Here is a 16,558-nt window from a genome sequence, read left to right on the forward strand (position 1 = left end):
TAGCCGGTCGGCAAGTAAGTGCTCGGAAGCTCCGGGGGGAGTGGAGGACCGCGATGGGTGCGGAGAAGGAGAACGAAGTGAGTGGTGGGGCCGAGGCGGACGGGCCGCAGCCGCGCAGTGTGCGGGTGGTGCTGCTCGCGCTCATGATCGCCATGCTGCTCGCGATGCTCGACAACATGATCATCGGGACCGCGATGCCGACCATCGTGGGAGAGCTGGGCGGGCTCGAACATCTGGCGTGGGTCGTCACCGCCTACACGCTCGCGACCGCCGCCTCCACGCCCATCTGGGGCAAGCTCGGCGACCTCTACGGCCGCAAGCGGGTCTTCATGGCCTCGATCGTGATCTTCCTGATCGGGTCCGCGCTGAGCGGAATGGCCCAGGGCATGGGCCAGCTCATCGGGTTCCGCGCGGTGCAGGGACTCGGCGCCGGCGGGCTGATGGTCGGCGTCATGGCGATCATCGGTGACCTGATACCGCCGCGGGAGCGCGGCAAGTACCAGGGCATGATGGCCGGGGTGATGGCCCTCGCCATGATCGGCGGCCCGCTGGTGGGCGGGTTCATCACGGACCACTGGAGCTGGCGCTGGTCCTTCTACATCAACCTGCCGCTCGGGATCGTGGCGCTGATCGCCATCAGTGCCGTGCTGCACCTGCCGAAGCCGTCGCGCGAGGGGCGCTCGGCGCGGGACATCGACTATCTGGGCGCGGCCCTGCTGACCGTGGGCATCACGGCGATCGTGCTGGTGACCACGTGGGGCGGCACCGAGTACGCCTGGGGGTCGGCCGTCATCATGGAGCTGATCGCGCTCGGGGTGACCTCGCTGGTCGGGTTCGTGATCGTGCAGAAGCGGGCGACCGAGCCGGTGATCCCGCTGCACATCTTCCGCAGCCGGAACTTCACGCTCATGTCCGTGATCGGGTTCTTCACCGGGTTCGTGATGTTCGGCGCCGTGCTGTTCCTGCCGCTCTACCAGCAGTCCGTACAGGGCGCGTCCGCGACCAACTCCGGGCTGTTGCTGCTGCCGCTGCTGGGGGCGATGCTCGCGGTGTCGATGGTGGCCGGACGGGTGACCACGAACAGCGGCCGCTACAAGGTCTTCCCGATCGTCGGGAGTGTCCTGATGATCGTGGGGCTGTTCCTGCTGGCGCAGATGGACACCGGGACGAGCCGGGTGACGTCCGGGCTGTTCATGGCCGTGCTGGGTGCCGGTATGGGATGCCTGATGCAGATCACCATGCTGGTCGCGCAGAACAGCGTCGAGATGAAGGACATGGGCGTCGCGTCGTCCACGACCACGCTCTCCCGGACCCTCGGGTCGTCCTTCGGCGTCGCGATCATGGGCGCGTTGTTCAACAGCCGGGTGCAGGACGTGATGACCGAGCGGGCCGGGGCGCTGGGGTCCAGCGTGACCGAGCAGTCGGCGCAGCTGGACGCGGCGAGTATGGCGAAGCTGCCGGAGGCCGCGCGGGAGGCCTACCAGTACGCGGTGTCCTCCGGGACGCACTCGGCGTTTCTGCTGGGGGCGGTGGTCTCCGTGGTGGCGTTGGTGGCGGCGGTGTTCGTGACGGAGGTGCCGTTGCGGGGGGCCGGGGGGTCTTCCGCGGCGGATGCGTCCGATGAGGGCGGAACGACCGGGAAGACTGGGGAGGCTGGGGCGAAGGAGGCCGCGGCAGCTGTCTGATGGTGTGAGTGGGCCCCCTGAGTTCGCGGTCGAGCTCGGGGGGTCGGTGCGTTGGCGGGCGCAGGCGCAGGCGCAGGTGCGGGTGCGGGTGCGGGTGCGGGTGCTTGGTGCGTGGGGCTTCTCGCGCAGTTCCCCGCGCCCCTGAAAAGCAGGGGCTGCGCCCCGTGCTTTTCAGGCCCGCACCGGCTGGTCTCTCTACCCCGTCGCGTCGTTCGGCATCGGCAGCATCGGGTAGCTTCCCGTGTTCGTCGGGGCGTGTTCCGGGAGCCAGAGGACGGCGACGGCGCCCTCCGCCGGGACCACGTCGGGGGACCCGGGCGGGCGGACGTTGCGGAAGGTGAGGCGGGCACCGAGGACGCGTGCCTGGCCGGCGGCGATGGTGAGGCCGAGGCCGTGACCCTGGCCGGCCCGGTCGGAGGCGCCGGTGCGGAAACGACGGGGCCCGTCGGCGAGGAGTTCCTCGGGGAAGCCGGGGCCGTGGTCGCGGACCCGGATGACGCGGCCCTCGACGGACACCTCGATCGGCGGTCTGCCGTGCTTCGCCGCGTTGGCCAGCAGGTTCAGCAGGACCCGCTCGAGACGGCGGGGGTCGGTCGTCACCTCCGACTCGTGCACCACCCGCACGCGTACGTCCGCGTTCTTCGCCGCCACCCGCCGGGCCACGAACTCACCCAGCATGATGTCCTGCAACTCGGCCCGCTCGGAGGCCCCGTCGAGGCGGGCCACCTCCAGCACGTCCTCCACGAGCGTGCGCATCGCCTGGGCCCGGTCGCGGACCAGCTCGGAGGGGCGGCCCGGGGGCAGCAGTTCCGCGGCCGTCAGGAGTCCGGTCACCGGCGTACGCAGCTCGTGGGCGATGTCCGCCGTCACCCGGCGCTCCGCCTCGATGCGCTGCCGCAGGGTGTCTGCCATGGCGTCCACGGCCCGCGCCAGCTCCGCGGTCTCGTCGCGTACGACACCGCCGATCGCGTCCTGCACCCGTACGTCCGACTCGCCCTTGGCCACCTCGTGGGCGGCGGCCGCCGCCTTGCGCAGCCGACGGGACATCTGGCCGCCGATGAGGACTCCGAGGGCCGAGCCGCCGAAGACGACCGCGATCGAGCCGATGAGCAGGGCCTGGTCGAGGTCCCGCATCACCGCCGAGCTGTGGTCGGTGAAGTCGGTGTGCAGGGACAGGACCCGCTTGTCCTTCAGCGGGACCGCCGCCCAGATGTCGGGCACCCCGTTCTCGCCCTCGGACACGTAGGTGGCCCGGCGACCCTCGCTCACCTTGGCCAGCAGGTCCTTCGGGATGTCGGGGTCGTCGAGCTTGACCCCGAAGGCGCCGGACTTCAGCGGGCGGCCCGACTCGTACATGCGCTGGGCGACCTGGATGCGCTCGTTGGCGAGGTCGCGTGAGTTGTCGAGCATCGAGACGCGCGCCGCGTTGTGCACGACCAGGCTCAGCGCGACCGCCACCAGCGCTCCGACCAGGGCGATCGCCGCGCTCAACTGCCAGCGCAGCCCCGTCCGGATGCCCGCGGCGGGCCCCGTGCCCGACGCGGACCTCGCGTCCGATGCCGGCGCCCCCGACGCGCGCCCGCCGAACGGCCGCCCGGCGGCGGCGTGTGTCGCCTCCGGCGCCCGCCGCCCTCCTCGTATCCCCCTCGACTCCATGTCGGTCCCGTCCCCGCTCAGGCCTTGAGCTTGTAGCCGAAGCCGCGGACCGTCTCGATCCGGTCCTGGCCGATCTTCGCGCGCAGCCGCTGGACGTGGACGTCGACGACCCGGGTGTCACCGCCCCAGCCGTAGTCCCACACGCGTTCGAGCAGCTTGTCACGGGAGAGAACCGTGCCGGGGGCGGACGAGAACTCCAGCAGCAGCCGCATCTCGGTCGGTGTCAGCGCCACCGGCACCCCCGACTTCCGTACCTCCATGCCCTCGGTGTCGATCACCAGCTCGCCGAAGGTGAGCACTCCGCCGCTGCCCGCGGCCCCGGCCTCCTCCGCCTTGGCGTCACCGCCGCTCGCGTGGCCGAAGCGGCGCAGCACCGCGCGGATCCGGGCGACCAGGACCGCGCCGTCGAACGGCTTGGTCACGTAGTCGTCGGCGCCCGCCTCCAGGCCCAGCACCACGTCGATCGAGTCGGCACGCGCGGAGAGCATGATCACCGGGACGGTCGACTCGTCACGGATGCGGCGGCACAGGGAGACCCCGTCCAGGCCCGGGACCATGACGTCGAGGAGGGCGATGTCGGGCCGGTTCGCGCGGAACGCCTCCAGCCCCGACAGCCCGTCGGGCATGGCCGTGACCGCGAATCCGTCCCGCTCCAGGGCGAGCTGGGTGGCCTCGCGGATGACGTCGTCGTCCTCGACGAACAGGACATGGGTCTGCTCTGCCATCCGGTGATCTCGCTCGCTCTCGGTCGAAGGGTGTCGGGTGGGGCGGGAAGGTCGGGAGGACGAGACGCGTCATCCGTACGTGTCACAGTAGGTCGGGTAGGTCGGGAAGATCGAGTGGGTCGGGGGCGGCCGGACTCGGCTCAGCTCGACCCGGGAGTCGCCGACTCCGCGCCGCCCACCGCGGTGCTGTACTCGGTGCGTGTGCTGGAGCGCTGGACGAAGTCGTCCTTGATCCAGCGGTAGGTGGTCACTTCCTCGCTGGTCGGATACGAGGAGGGGTCGCCATTCTCGTACAGCTGCCGGGTGACCAGGAGGTCGCCCCGGTCGATCTCCGCGTAGACGGGGGGCTGTTCGGACAGGAAGACGCTCCGGTACGCCCCCTTCTTCTCCGCGCGGTACACGTACGACGCCACACCGACGGCGTCCGCACAGGTCATCACATTGACCACGAGGTCGTCGGACGAACCTCCGGTCAGGTCCCCGTACGTCACGTCCACCGGGTACTCGTCGGCCACGCACGGCCTCAGGTCGCTCTTGACCGTCTTGCTGACCTCCGGGTCCGCGCGGACCATCCGGACGACCTCGGCGACACTCGGGTGGTCGCCCTCCCCGTCGGCGTCCGCCGAACCGGACACGGACGGTGTGGCCCCGCCCGCCGCGAGGGAGTCGCTGTCGGCCGGCCCCTCGTCCCGGGCGCCGGTGCCGCCGGTGCCGCAGGCGGACACGGAAAGGGCGAGGGCGGCGAGCACGGCCACCGCCGTGATCACCGCCTTCGTGGCCCGCCTGACCCCCGGACGGGGGTCGGCCGCTGTGCTCAGGCCGCGCAACGCTCCTGCTCCTCGCTCGCTTCGAGCGCACGGGCGGCGCGCTCTTCGTGGTCCCGCGACTCCAACTCCTCGCGGAGTCGGGCCAGCGCACGGTGCAGCGTGCTCTTGACCGTGCCGGCCGACATGCCGAGGGCGGCGGCCGTCTCCTCCGTGGACATCTGCTCCCAGTGTCGCAGGACCACGACACTGCGCTGCTTGGGTGCCAGCACCTTCATGATGTCCATCAGGAGGGCGCGGTCCGCGTGCTGCTCGGTGGCGTCGTCGATGCAGGCGTCCGGCAGCTGCTCGGTCGGGACCTCCTCCAGCTTGCGGGCCCGCCACCACTCCGTACGCGTGTTGATCATGACCCTGCGCAGGTAGGCGTCCGCCAGCCGCTTGTCCGCGATGCCGTCCCAGCGGCCGTACGTCCGTGCCAGTGCCGTCTGCAGCAGATCCTGGGCGTCCACCGGGTCCGGCACGAGCCGGCGGGCGCTGCGCAGCAGCGCGTCCTGCCGGGTACGGACGTACTCCTCGAATTCGAGCACCTCGCCGTGCGCCATGATCAACCGCCTCCGTTCCCCGTTTCCGACGTCCGCGCTGTGGCGCGGTGCCGGTTGTCCGCCGCTTCTGTGCTGGTGCGTGCCGCATGCGATCCGCAGTGCGTGCCGCTCGTTCCGCCGGTTCCGCCGGTTCGTTTCGCGGGTTCCTGCGGTACGCCAATGAAGCTACGGAGGGGTTGTCACGGAGACGTCCGAGGCAGCCTGCGGAGAACGCTCGGCTGTCCGTCGGTTGTGTAACAGAAGTAGGAACGGGGTAAAGCGGAGTGGGCTTTCGGGCGGAGATGGGCCGGTTTACCCCGTCGGTGACACCGGTGGGTCAGGTGAGGGGGAGGCGGTAGAGGCCCCCCGGGAGAGGTTCCACGAGTCCGTCGGAGACCAGCCCGTCCAGGGCGCGCGCCCGCTGCACCGGCTCGTCCCACACCCGGTCGAGCACGGCCTGCGGCACCGGCCCGATCGCCTCCCGCAGGACGGCGAGCAGCTTGCCGCGCACCTGCCGGTCGGTACCGGCGTACGTCTGACCGCGCCGCGCCGGGCCCTCGTGCGCGGGCTTCCCCGCCAGCCGCCAGGCGCATTGCCCGGCGATCGGACAACGCCCGCACGTCTCGTTCTTCGCCGTGCACACCAGCGCGCCCAGCTCCATCGACGCGGCCGCCCACCGGGACGCCGTCCCGTCGTCCTCGGGCAGCAGGGCCCGGGCCAGCTTCCGCTCGGCGGCCGTGGTCGCGTTCGGCGGGTACTGCGTGCCGCTCACCGCGCGGGCGAGGACCCGCCGCACGTTCGTGTCGAGCACGGCGTGCCGCTGCCCGTACGCGAACGACGCCACCGCCGCGGCCGTGTACTCGCCGATCCCCGGCAGGGCGAGCAGCTGCGCGTGATCGCGCGGTACGTCGCCGCCGTGCCGTTCCGTTATGGCCACCGCCGCGCCGTGGAGCCGCAGTGCGCGACGGGGGTAACCGAGCCGGCCCCACGCGCGCACCGCCTCACCCGGTGGTTCCTTCGCGAGGTCCGCCGGACGGGGCCAGCGCGCCAACCACTGCTCGTAGACGGGCAGCACACGGTTGACCGGAGTCTGCTGGAGCATGAACTCGCTGACCATCACCCCCCATGGCCCGGCCTCCGGTCGCCGCCAGGGCAGATCACGGGCGTGCGTCTCGAACCAGGCGATCACCGGGGTGTGCAGGTCGGTGGCCGTGGGGGTGGGGGTGGAATTGGGGGTTACGTCGACAGGGCTGCTCTGAGGTTTCGTGGGTGCAGTCATGGCACGGTCGATCCTGCCATGCGGGATGTGGTGGGGGCGGGATGCGGGGCCTGGTCTTCAGTCGGCCGGGTGCCAGCCCAACGCCGGCCCCAGCGTCGTCGCGATGTCCGTGAGGATCTGGACGTAGTCCTCGTGCTCGAAGGTGAACGGCAGTGCGAAGGCCACCTCGTCGATCTCGCGGAACGCGACGTGCGCCCGCAGCCGCTCGGCGATCTCCGCGGATGTGCCCACCAGGTCCGGCGCGAACAGGAGCCGCCCCGGCCCCTGCGGCGCGGTGGTCCGGGGCAACCGCTGCGCCGCGTACGCCTCGTACTTGGCGCGCTGCTCCGAGCTCGCCGAGTCGGTGGGGATGACGACGAGGCCCTGCGAGACCCGGGCCCGCTCGCCGTCGGGGTGGTGCGCGCGGAACTCCCGAATGTGCGAGCGCTGGATCTCGGCGAAGTCCACCGTCCCGGAGGCGGCCGCGGTCCCCGGCTCCGCGGTCCCCGGCTCCGCGGTCCCCGGCTCCGCCGCCACCCCCTCCACCGGCTCCTCCACCTTCACCACGCTGCTGGTCAGGAAGTTCATCCCGTGCTCGCCGGCCCACCGCGCCGACCGGAGGCTGCCGCCGCCGTACCACAGCCGGGCGCCCAGCCCGGGGGAGTGCGGCTGGACCCGGTCGGAGAAGACCTCGAACCCCTCGATGCCGCTGAAGTCCGTGGCCGCCTCGCCGCGTACGAAGCCCAGGAGCCGCCGGACCCGTTCGAAGCCGAAGTCCTCCGCGTCGGCCGTGTCCGGGTAGAGCGCCGCCTTGACGGTGTCGTAGTGCATCGGCGGTCCGACGCTGACCCCCGGGTTGAGCCGGCCGCCGGAGAGGAGGTCGACCGTGGCCAGGTCCTCGGCGAGCCGCAGCGGGTTCTCCCACCCCAACGGGATGACGGCGGTGCCCAGTTCGATACGGCTCGTGCGCTGCGAGGCGGCCGCGAGGACCGCGACGGGGGAGGAGATGCCGTACTGCAGATGACGGTGGCGCAGCCACGCGCTGTCGAATCCGAGCCGCTCACCCAGCTCGATGATCTCCAGCGTGGACTCGTGGCCCCGGCGCGGGTCGGCCTCGTCGAACAGCCCGATGGTCAGGAACCCCAGCTTGCGCAACGGCCTCGACGCCGGTGCGCCGGCGCCGTTCTCCACGGTCTCGGATCCGGCCATGGTCTTCTCCAAGTCCTGCGACGTGCTGCGGTGGTGGGGACGATTGTGGCAGGTGAGTCGAGACAGGCGCCGAGTGGACTCGGTGTCGGCGGCGCGTGTGTTCCGTGAACGGACGTGGGGGGACGGAGAGTTGGTGCTGATCGCGCTACCCGTGGGCGGTCACGGATCGTGCTCGTACGGGCTCTGTGATCACACACCGCGATCACGGGACGGTCGGTCGCGGCGATCACAAGAACGACCGGGATGATGATCCGGAAAAGTTGAGGTTTCGGGCGGCGGGTGGGGCCAGCGAAGTGCCGGATCTCTCGTACAGTTTGCGCCGTGGGATCTCTGCGCAATCCGATCGGGCCGCTTCCCTCCACCATCTACTGGCGCCGGAGGGCCGTTCTGCTGACCGTCGTCGGTCTGCTCGCGATCCTCGTCGTGTGGGTCGTCACCGGAGGTGGCGGAGACGGTGACAACAACGCGGGTGAGCCGGACGGTAAGAATCCCGTGACCTCGATCACTCCCGGGCCGTCCGGTTCCGGTCCCGCGATCAGTGAAGCGCCGGGCGGACGCGACGAGTCGGGTGACGAGTCGGGCTCCGGGGGCGACAGTTCCGGCACCGGGTCGGGCGAGGGTTCGGGGTCCGGCTCCGGATCGGGTTCCGGTGGTGCGGACACGACTGCCGGCGCCGGTGCGGCGGGTGGGGGCACGTCCGACGACGGCGGCAAGAACGGGAGCAGCTCCGGCGAGCAGGTTCCGGCGGGGTCCAGCCTGCCCAACTGCACCGCCGGTGCGGTGAAGTTGACCGTGCGCAGCGTGCGTAACGCCTACGAACCCGGGGTGAACCCCACGTTCGAACTCATCGCCCGCAACTCCTCCGGCGGGGACTGCAAGCTCGATCTCGGGCCGGACAACACGGTGGTGACGATCACCCCGGCCGACGCCGACGACACGTTCTGGGCGTCCGACGACTGCCATGAGACGGCGGGCAGCCTGATGTTCAAGGTGCCGGCCGGTGACCGGGTCACCTACACCGTCGAGTGGAACCGCGACCCCAGCGCCCCCAACTGCGCCACTCCCTCTGCCGGTTCGGCCACCGCCGGGACGTACCTCGTCGAGGCGAAGGCGCCGGGGCTGGCCACGGCCCGGACGTCCTTCGTGCTGGAGAAGGACTGAGGGACGTGGGCGGGCGGGCCTGGGGGCCGCGTCCCCGGACCCCCTGTTGGCCTTCGGTCTCGTCCTCGTCCTTGTCCTCGACCTCGTCCGGTGTGGGCTGCCGCGGGGCGGTCGGTCAGACGTAGCGTTCCAGGATCGACGACTCCGCCAGGCGGGACAGGCCCTCGCGCACGCTGCGGGCGCGGGCCTCGCCGACGCCGTCGACCGTCTGGAGGTCGTCGACGCTGGCGGCGAGGAGTTTCTGGAGGCCGCCGAAGTGCTCCACGAGGCGGTCGATGATGGCGCCCGGGAGACGCGGGACCTTGGCGAGGAGGCGGAAACCGCGCGGGGAGACGGCTGAGTCCATGCCCTCGGGAGAGCCGGTGTAGCCGAGGGCGCGGGCGACCGTGGAGAGTTCGAGGAGCTCGGCGTGGGTGAGGGCGTCGAGTTCGTGGAGGGCCTGGTCGACCGTGCGGGAGCGTTTGGCGGTGGGCTCGGGGACGTAGTCCCTCACCACCAGCTCGCGTTCCGGTTCGACGCCCGCGATCAGTTCGTCGAGCTGGAGGGCCAGGAGGCGGCCGTCCGTGCCCAGTTCGACCACGTATTCGGCGATTTCGGTGGCGATGCGCCGGACCATCTCCAGTCGCTGGGCGACCGCCGAGACGTCCCGGACCGTCACCAGGTCCTCGATCTCCAGGGCGGAGAGGGTACCCGCCACCTCGTCCAGGCGGAGCTTGTAGCGCTCGAGGGTGGCGAGGGCCTGGTTCGCGCGGGAGAGGATCGCGGCCGAGTCCTCCAGGACGCGGCGCTGTCCGTCGACGTACAGCGCGATGAGGCGCATCGACTGGGAGACCGAGACGACGGGGAAGCCCACCTGCTTGCTCACGCGGTCGGCCGTGCGGTGCCGGGTGCCCGTCTCCTCTGTGGGGATCGTCGGGTCGGGGACCAGTTGCACGCCCGCCCGGAGGATCTTGGAGAGGTCCGAGGCGAGGACGATGCCGCCGTCCAGTTTGCACAGCTCACGCAGGCGCGTGGCCGTGAACTCGACATCCAGGACGAAACCGCCCGTGCACATGGCTTCGACGGTCTTGTCGGAGCCCAGCACGATGAGTCCGCCGGTGTTGCCGCGGAGAATCCGTTCTAGCCCGTCGCGCAGGGCCGTGCCTGGGGCCACGGCGCTCAGTGAGGCGCGCATCAGGCCATCGGCACCGGAGCTCCCACCGGACTTTCCGGGAGCTGCTGCCCGGTCGTTGGCTGCCACTGCACTCCTCCGGTCGCAGGTTCTGGGGCGCTCCCGTTTCGCACACGTGGTTCGTACGGACGGGCGAGACCTGGGCAAAGTCTACCGGCGGTCCTCCTCGTCCCGTGGGGCCTCTCGCCGACGGGATCGGGGCAGTACCCGCAGGGCGTCTCCCATGTCGGCCACTTCCAGGACCTTCATACCGGGAGGAACCTTGCCGGGATCGGACGGAACGAGCGCGTGGGTGAAGCCGAGGCGGTGTGCCTCGGAGAGCCGACGCTGGACGCCGGTGACTCTTCTGACCTCGCCCGCGAGGCCCACTTCGCCGATCGCCACGAGGTTCTTGGGCAGGGGGGTGTCGGTCGCCGCGGAGGCCAGGGCCAGCGCGATCGCGAGGTCCGCCGCGGGCTCCGACAGCTTCACGCCGCCGACCGTCGCCGAGTAGATGTCCCGCTTGCCGAGGGCGCTGATCCGGCCGCGCTGTTCCAGGACCGCGAGCATCATCGAGACCCGGGAGGTCTCCAGGCCGGACGTGGTCCGGCGGGGGGAGGGGAGCTGCGAGTCCACTGTGAGCGACTGCACTTCCGCGACCAGGGGGCGGCGGCCCTCCAGCGTGACGGTCAGGCAGGTGCCGGGGACGGGTTCGTCGCGGCGGGTGAGGAACAGCCCGCTGGGGTCGGTCAGGCCGGTGATGCCCTCGTCGTGCAACTCGAAGCAGCCGACCTCGTCCGTGGCGCCGTAGCGGTTCTTGACGCCGCGGACCAGGCGGAGGCGGGCGTGCCGGTCGCCCTCGAAGTGCAGGACCACGTCGACGAGGTGCTCCAGGAGGCGGGGGCCCGCGATGGCGCCGTCCTTGGTGACGTGTCCCACGAGGAGTGTGGACATGCCGCGTTCCTTGGAGGCGCGGATCAGGGCGCCGGCGACCTCGCGGACCTGGGCCATGCCGCCGGGGGCGCCGTCGATCTCGGGGGAGGCGACGGTCTGGACCGAGTCGAGGATCAGCAGGCCCGGTTTGACCGCGTCCAAGTGACCGAGCACGGCGGCGAGGTCGGTCTCGGCGGCGAGGTAGAGGTGGTCGTGGAGGGCGCCGATGCGGTCGGCGCGCAGGCGGACCTGGCTGGCGGACTCCTCGCCCGTGACGTACAGGGTGGGGTGTTCGGCGCTCGCGGACTTGGCGGCGGCGTCGAGGAGGAGGGTGGACTTGCCGACGCCGGGCTCTCCCGCGAGGAGGACGACGGCGCCGGGGACGAGGCCTCCCCCGAGGACTCGGTCGAGCTCGGCGACGCCGGTGGAGCGGGCGGTGGCCTGGCGGCCGTCCACCTGGCCGATGGGGACCGCGGAGGTGGTGACGCGGCCCGGGGTCGTCGTACGGACGGCGGGGGTGCCGTACTCCTCGACCGTGCCCCAGGCCTGGCATTCGGGGCAGCGGCCCAGCCACTTGGCCGTCTGCCAGCCGCATTCGGTGCAGCGGTAGGACGGGCGGTCCTTCGTGGTCTTCGTACGGGCAGCCATGGACGAACCGTAACGGAGGGCACTGACAGTCTCCGACCGTCGGCCGAATGGGTTGCGTGGAGAGGGGCGCTCCGGGGGGCGTCCGGCGGTGGAGGGGGCAGGGCCTGGCCGGTGCGTGGAGCCCGTCGCCCGTCGGACCATGGGCTTCCACGCACCGGCCGTCGGCCCGGCGGTTCCTCTGCTCGGTTGCCGTCCGTCCCGTGAGGGGCGCCGGGGCCGGTTCCTACGGGCGACGGCCGATGGTCAGTTCGGCCGGGCGGTACGGGACGTAGGCCGCGCCGTCGAGGTCGAGGGCCGTGGCGGCGGACTGGAGGGCGGCCGGGGTGGCGGACGTGCCCCAGCGGCCGGTGTCGAGACGGGACTCCAGGGCGTGGAGGGCGGCCACCGTCTCGGCGGTGGTGAAGGCGCAGTGGCCCTGGCGTTCGACGTAGGCCTGGCGGAGCTGCGCGGCGTCGCCGGAGGCGCGGACCCGGGTGGCGAAGCGGGACTCCTGTTCGACCGGGACGAGGTCGTCGGCGGTGGTGTGGATGTTGAGGAGGGGGACGGCGAGGCCCTGGCCCGCGGAGGACGTGCGCAGGCCGGCGGCGACGGCGGCCGGGTCGGCGGTGATGGTGGCGTTGGCGGTCAGGTCGCGCAGATCGGCTCGCAGGTCGAGGCCGGCCTTCTTGTAGAGGGCCTTGACCAGGGGTGCGTGCTGGGAGCCCGAGAGCACGCGCGCGTAGTCGACGCCCTTGTTGCCGGAGTTGTTGCCGCCGAGGGCCTTCTCCACGTGGAAGCGGGCCGGCTCGACGCGGTTGAGGACGCCTCGGGCCAGCCACTCGTACTGCTGGGCCTGCTGCTCCTCCCGGTCACCGGCGGCGGGGCGGTCCTTGCCGGGTGCCCAGGTGGGCAGGTTGAGGTAGGCGGCCGCGAGGGCGATCCGGGCCCGGCCCTCAGGGGTCTTCTGGGCGGTGACGACGGCGTCGGTGAGTTGTCGGCCCGTGGTGGCGCCCTCGGCCTCGGAGGCGAAGTCCACCAGCTTCACGGGAGTGTCGGGGAGCAGGAGCCGGGCGATCGTGTACTCGGCGTCGAGCTGGTAGGAGTGCAGGTCGTTGGCGCCGGCCACGAGACCGCACAGGCCCAGGGCGCCGTCGATGCCGCCGGCGCCCGAGCGGGCGAGCCGGGCGTTGACCAGGCCGCCCATGGACTGGCCGATGGACAGGGTGCGGGTGGGTTCGCCGATCCTCTCGGTGACCGCGGCGACGGTGGCGACCTGGTCGCGCTCCGCGCTCTCCAGGGCCCACAGGGTCTCGCTGGTGTCGTAGGAGGAGCCGGTGAGGGCGTAGCCCTCTTCGAGGAGGCGGAGGCGTACAGCCTCGCGGGGGGCGTTCTGGGGCACGGTCGAGCCGAAGCCGTGACTGAAGACGATCAAGGTGCCGTTCCAGTTCTCCGGGACGTCCGCTATCCAGGTGGCGCCGTCGGGGAGGGTGCCGTTGAGGCGTTCGACGGCGGGCGCGGCGGTCAGGGGCGCGGCGGCCGAGACGGAGGCGCCGGTCAGCGAGAGGACGACGGCCGCGGCCAGGGCGGCGAGGGCTCGGCGGGTGGAGCGGCGGGTGGAGCGTCGGGTGCGTGCGGCCATGGGGGTGGGGCTCCTGTCGACGCGGAGGAGGGGGGACGTTGCCCGCTCGTACTTGGGAGTAGCTCGGACCACCAAGGAAGGTAGGGCTATTTTCTGGTGGCAGTCAATAAAGTGCACAACATTCGGTCAAGCTTCCCGCGCGCCGCGGAATGCGGGATTCCTGTCCCCTTATGAGGGATCGTTTCACCCGTACGGAGTAAATGTGCTCAAGGGGCGAGAAGGTGCTGGTTCCGGGCGCCTACCGTCCATGAATGATGAGCATCAGTCCGGAAACCTCGACCCGCACCACCGGCGCACACCGGGCGCACCGTGAGGCGCGCGATCGGGCGGCGGCGCGCGCGGTGGCGCAGCGCCCGTCGGCGCGCTACGAGCCGTACCTGGACGGCCTGTTCACCTACTGCATGTCCGTGCTGTGCGACCGCGACGCGGCCACCGCGGCGCTCGCCGACGCGCTCGCGCTCGCCGGGCGGCGCCGAGGACCGGACACCGCCGACGACCGTCGGGCCTGGCTGTACGCACTGGCCCGCTGGGCCTGCCTGCGCAGGCTCGCCGAGGTCAGGCAGAAGCGTCCGGGCGCCCACGTCTCCACGCGCCAACCGGTGCACGGCGGTGGGGCCGACAAGGTGCACGCCGAGAAGACGCGCTCGGAAATGACGCGCCCGGAAGCGGCGCGCTCGGAGACAGGGTTCTCGGAGAAAGGGCGCTCGGAGCAGGGGCGCTCGGAGAAGTCGCGCGCCGCCAAGAGCGCCGTGAGGGCCGTTGCCCTCTCCGAGGACGAGGAACGGCAGCGGCGGCGTGAACTCGCCCTGCTCGCCTGGCCGGAGGCGGCCGGCACCACACCCGAGCAGCGCGAGGCACTGGAGCTGGCCGTACGGCATCAGCTCACCGCCCACGAGGTCGCCGCCGTGCTGGGCATGGACGCGACGGCCGCGCGGGAGCTGCTCGCCTCCGCCGCCTGTGAGGTGGAGCGCACCCGGGCCGCCCTCGCCGTCGTCGAGACCGGCGCCTGCGCGAGCGTCGCCCTGCTGACCGGTGACCGTCAGTTCGTCCTGAGCGCCACCCTGCGCCGCGAGCTCGTCCGGCACGTCGACGACTGCCCCGTCTGCCGGCGCGCCGCCGAGCGCGCCGTCCCCGGCCGCTGGCCCGGCACCACCGTCACGCCCGCCGCGCTGCCGGTGCTCGAAGCACCGCGCGCCGCCCTGGGTCCCGCGATGGCCCACCTCACGCGCGCGCGTGGCGGCGCCCCGCGCTTCGACCGGCGTGGCTTCCCCATGGACCCGCGGGACCGCGCGGCCCGCCGGGACCGGCTGCGCGCGCGGGCCGTGACCACCACCGTGGTCGCCACCGTCGTCGCCGCGCCGGTCTTCGCCCTCTGGGCCGCCTACCGGGGCGCTCCCCTCATCGGCGAGGGGAGCGACGGCCGCTCGGTCAGCGCGGGCGAGGAGCAGGGTGACGGCGACGGCACCGTCGGCGACGGCAGCGACGCCTACGAGAACGCCGGCAGCGCCCGGACCAGGCCCGACGCCCGCCACAGCCGGGGGAAGCACGCGGCGGACGACGTGTCCGTGGAGGTCAGCCAGGGCAAAGGGCGGGGCGCACTCGCCGTCGCCGCCGCGAACGACGGCGACACCACCCTCATCACCCTCAGGGCGACCGGTGACTCGTCCGTCCGCTGGTCCGCCCGCACCGGCGCCGACTGGCTCTACCTCAGCCAGTACTCGGGCACACTGAAGCCCGGCGAGTCAGTGACGATCAAGGTGTACGTCGACCAGCTGAGCGAACCCACCGGGTACTGGACCGCGCGGGTGACGCTGGCCCCGTCGGACGCCGTGGTGACGATCGAGGGCTACGGTCCGGCGCCGACGCCGCCGGTCGACCCCCGGCCGACCCCACCGGTCCCGGACCCGGGCGCCCCGAGGCCCACCGCGCCACCGCCCACCCCTGACCCGGACCCCACGCCCACCGGCCCGGCCCAGCCGGACCCCACCCCGACCCCCACCGACCCGGCACCGACGGACCCGGGCGGCCCCACGACACCACCGGGCGACGGAGGCGGCGACCCCCCACCGGCGTCGTAGACCGGCGGGGAGGGAGCCAGGCAGTCAGGGGTCAGGGAGGGGGCGAGGGGGAGCCGAGAAGGGCCCGACGGTCCTTTCTTCACTCCCAGGCCGGGAAGCGGTCCGCCGCCCGCCGCCCGCTGGCCGATAGGCCCATCGGCTATCGGCCTGCGGCAGTTGCCGGCCCCGACGGCCCCGACGCCTCCGTCGGATCCGCAGGGTGCGGTGCCACCAGGGGCAGTCGGGAGGCCAGTCGCTGTTCGCACAGCTCGACCAGGCGGTCGTACCCCTCCTTGCCCATCAGTTCGATCAACTCCGGGCGGTACGAGACGTACACCGGGTCGCCCGCGCCGTGCGCCGAGGTCGCCGAGGTGCACCACCAGTGCAGGTCGTGACCGCCGGGGCCCCAGCCGCGACGGTCGTACTCGCCGATCGACACCTGGAGCACCCGGGTGTCGTCGGGCCGGTCGATCCAGTCGTACGTGCGGCGGATCGGCAGCTGCCAGCAGACGTCCGGCTTGGTCTCCAGCGGCTCGCGCCCCTCCTGGAGCGCCAGGATGTGCAGCGAGCAGCCCGCGCCCCCGGCGAAGCCCGGGCGGTTCTGGAAGATGCACGACCCCTTGTACGGGCGGGTCTGCCGGTCGCCGTCCTCGTCCTTCGAGACCCAGCCGGTCTCCGTGCCCACATCGTGGAACTGCCAGATCTCCGGAGTGAGCCTCGCCACATGCTCGGCGACGCGCTTCTCGTCGTCCTCGTCCGAGAAGTGGGCGCCCAGGGTGCAGCACCCGTCGGCCGCCCGGCCCGCCTGGATGCCCTGGCAGCCGCTGCCGAAGACGCAGTTCCAGCGGGAGGTCAGCCAGGTCAGATCGCAACGGAAGACCTGCTCCTCGTCCGCCGGATCAGGGAACTCCACCCACGCGCGCGCGAAATCGAGCCCCTTCTCGTCCGGCACCGCGGACTCCACCGAGGCCTTCGCCGACTTCGGTGGCCTGGTCGCCGCCTTCGCCCGCGAAGAGCCGCCGGCCGCAGCCGCTCCGGACGCCGCTCCCGCTGCCGACTTGTCGGCCTTTGCCTTTTTCGTCTTTGGCACCTGTCCAGGGTACGGCGCCCGAA

Annotated in this window: 13 protein-coding genes; 3 read left to right on the forward strand and 10 right to left on the reverse strand. The window is 72.2% G+C overall.

Translation table 11 applies throughout. From position 1 onward, the window contains the following. The first annotated feature begins 53 nt into the window (after positions 1-53). A complete protein-coding gene (locus RM704_RS16235; RefSeq protein ID WP_033524729.1) occupies positions 54-1,685 on the forward strand; it encodes an MDR family MFS transporter in 1,632 nt (543 codons plus the stop codon). A gap of 195 nt (positions 1,686-1,880) precedes the next feature. On the opposite strand, the gene cseC is transcribed toward RM704_RS16235, so the two are convergent. The 6 genes from cseC to RM704_RS16265 all read right to left on the reverse strand — a co-directional run bounded on the left by cseC (position 1,881) and on the right by RM704_RS16265 (position 7,878). Beyond that, the gene (gene cseC / locus RM704_RS16240) at positions 1,881-3,341 is read right to left on the reverse strand and encodes a two-component system sensor histidine kinase CseC (RefSeq protein WP_033524730.1); all 1,461 of its coding nucleotides are present in this window, start codon (positions 3,339-3,341) and stop codon (positions 1,881-1,883) included. A gap of 17 nt (positions 3,342-3,358) precedes the next feature. Next, complete coding sequence (gene cseB / locus RM704_RS16245) at positions 3,359-4,066, reverse strand: two-component system response regulator CseB (RefSeq protein WP_033524731.1); 708 nt, start codon at positions 4,064-4,066, stop codon at positions 3,359-3,361. Between the two features lie 140 nt (positions 4,067-4,206). After that, complete coding sequence (locus RM704_RS16250; RefSeq protein ID WP_033524732.1) at positions 4,207-4,893, reverse strand: hypothetical protein; 687 nt, start codon at positions 4,891-4,893, stop codon at positions 4,207-4,209. Then, on the reverse strand, positions 4,881-5,432 hold the full coding sequence (locus RM704_RS16255; RefSeq protein WP_033524733.1) for a SigE family RNA polymerase sigma factor: 552 nt from the start codon (positions 5,430-5,432) through the stop codon (positions 4,881-4,883). Before RM704_RS16255 ends, RM704_RS16250 begins: the two co-directional genes overlap by 13 nt. 316 nt (positions 5,433-5,748) lie before the next feature. Further along, on the reverse strand, positions 5,749-6,690 hold the full coding sequence (locus RM704_RS16260) for an HhH-GPD family protein (protein WP_033524734.1): 942 nt from the start codon (positions 6,688-6,690) through the stop codon (positions 5,749-5,751). 57 nt (positions 6,691-6,747) lie between these two features. Further along, a complete protein-coding gene (locus RM704_RS16265) occupies positions 6,748-7,878 on the reverse strand; it encodes an LLM class flavin-dependent oxidoreductase (protein ID WP_033524735.1) in 1,131 nt (376 codons plus the stop codon). A 321-nt stretch (positions 7,879-8,199) separates the two neighbouring features. On the opposite strand from RM704_RS16265, the gene RM704_RS16270 reads away from it, so the two are divergent. Continuing rightward, entirely contained in the window at positions 8,200-9,039 is an 840-nt protein-coding gene (locus RM704_RS16270; RefSeq protein WP_033524736.1) for a hypothetical protein, read from the forward strand. A gap of 115 nt (positions 9,040-9,154) precedes the next feature. Here the strand turns inward: RM704_RS16270 and disA are convergent, their stop codons facing one another. From disA to RM704_RS16285, 3 genes are all read right to left on the reverse strand, one after another. Then, a complete protein-coding gene (gene disA, locus RM704_RS16275; RefSeq protein ID WP_033524737.1) occupies positions 9,155-10,279 on the reverse strand; it encodes a DNA integrity scanning diadenylate cyclase DisA in 1,125 nt (374 codons plus the stop codon). Positions 10,280-10,360: 81 nt separating this feature from the next. Then, on the reverse strand, positions 10,361-11,770 hold the full coding sequence (gene radA / locus RM704_RS16280; protein ID WP_033524738.1) for a DNA repair protein RadA: 1,410 nt from the start codon (positions 11,768-11,770) through the stop codon (positions 10,361-10,363). A gap of 223 nt (positions 11,771-11,993) precedes the next feature. After that, positions 11,994-13,388: a hypothetical protein gene (locus RM704_RS16285; protein ID WP_033524739.1), complete on the reverse strand. Its 1,395-nt coding sequence runs from the start codon at positions 13,386-13,388 to the stop codon at positions 11,994-11,996. 251 nt (positions 13,389-13,639) lie between these two features. Between RM704_RS16285 and RM704_RS16290 the strand changes: the two genes are divergently transcribed. Further along, on the forward strand, positions 13,640-15,466 hold the full coding sequence (locus tag RM704_RS16290) for a BACON domain-containing protein (protein WP_037657392.1): 1,827 nt from the start codon (positions 13,640-13,642) through the stop codon (positions 15,464-15,466). Between the two features lie 139 nt (positions 15,467-15,605). Here RM704_RS16290 and RM704_RS16295 read toward each other — a convergent pair whose 3' ends face one another. Beyond that, entirely contained in the window at positions 15,606-16,535 is a 930-nt protein-coding gene (locus RM704_RS16295; protein WP_052145775.1) for a DUF3109 family protein, read from the reverse strand. Positions 16,536-16,558 lie beyond the last annotated feature (23 nt).

Source organism: Streptomyces gottesmaniae, from assembly GCF_031845845.1.
Lineage (GTDB): Bacteria > Actinomycetota > Actinomycetes > Streptomycetales > Streptomycetaceae > Streptomyces > Streptomyces akebiae.

Bases quoted from the DNA above. Each gene is read 5' to 3' on its own strand.
- cseC (WP_033524730.1), bottom strand. From the start codon at position 3,341: ATGGAGTCGAGGGGGATACGAGGAGGGCGGCGGGCGCCGGAGGCGACA.
- radA (WP_033524738.1), bottom strand. From the start codon at position 11,770: ATGGCTGCCCGTACGAAGACCACGAAGGACCGCCCGTCCTACCGCTGC.
- RM704_RS16255 (WP_033524733.1), bottom strand. From the start codon at position 5,432: ATGGCGCACGGCGAGGTGCTCGAATTCGAGGAGTACGTCCGTACCCGG.
- cseB (WP_033524731.1), bottom strand. From the start codon at position 4,066: ATGGCAGAGCAGACCCATGTCCTGTTCGTCGAGGACGACGACGTCATC.
- RM704_RS16290 (WP_037657392.1), top strand. From the start codon at position 13,640: ATGATGAGCATCAGTCCGGAAACCTCGACCCGCACCACCGGCGCACAC.
- RM704_RS16260 (WP_033524734.1), bottom strand. From the start codon at position 6,690: ATGACTGCACCCACGAAACCTCAGAGCAGCCCTGTCGACGTAACCCCC.
- RM704_RS16235 (WP_033524729.1), top strand. From the start codon at position 54: ATGGGTGCGGAGAAGGAGAACGAAGTGAGTGGTGGGGCCGAGGCGGAC.
- RM704_RS16265 (WP_033524735.1), bottom strand. From the start codon at position 7,878: ATGGCCGGATCCGAGACCGTGGAGAACGGCGCCGGCGCACCGGCGTCG.
- RM704_RS16285 (WP_033524739.1), bottom strand. From the start codon at position 13,388: ATGGCCGCACGCACCCGACGCTCCACCCGCCGCTCCACCCGCCGAGCC.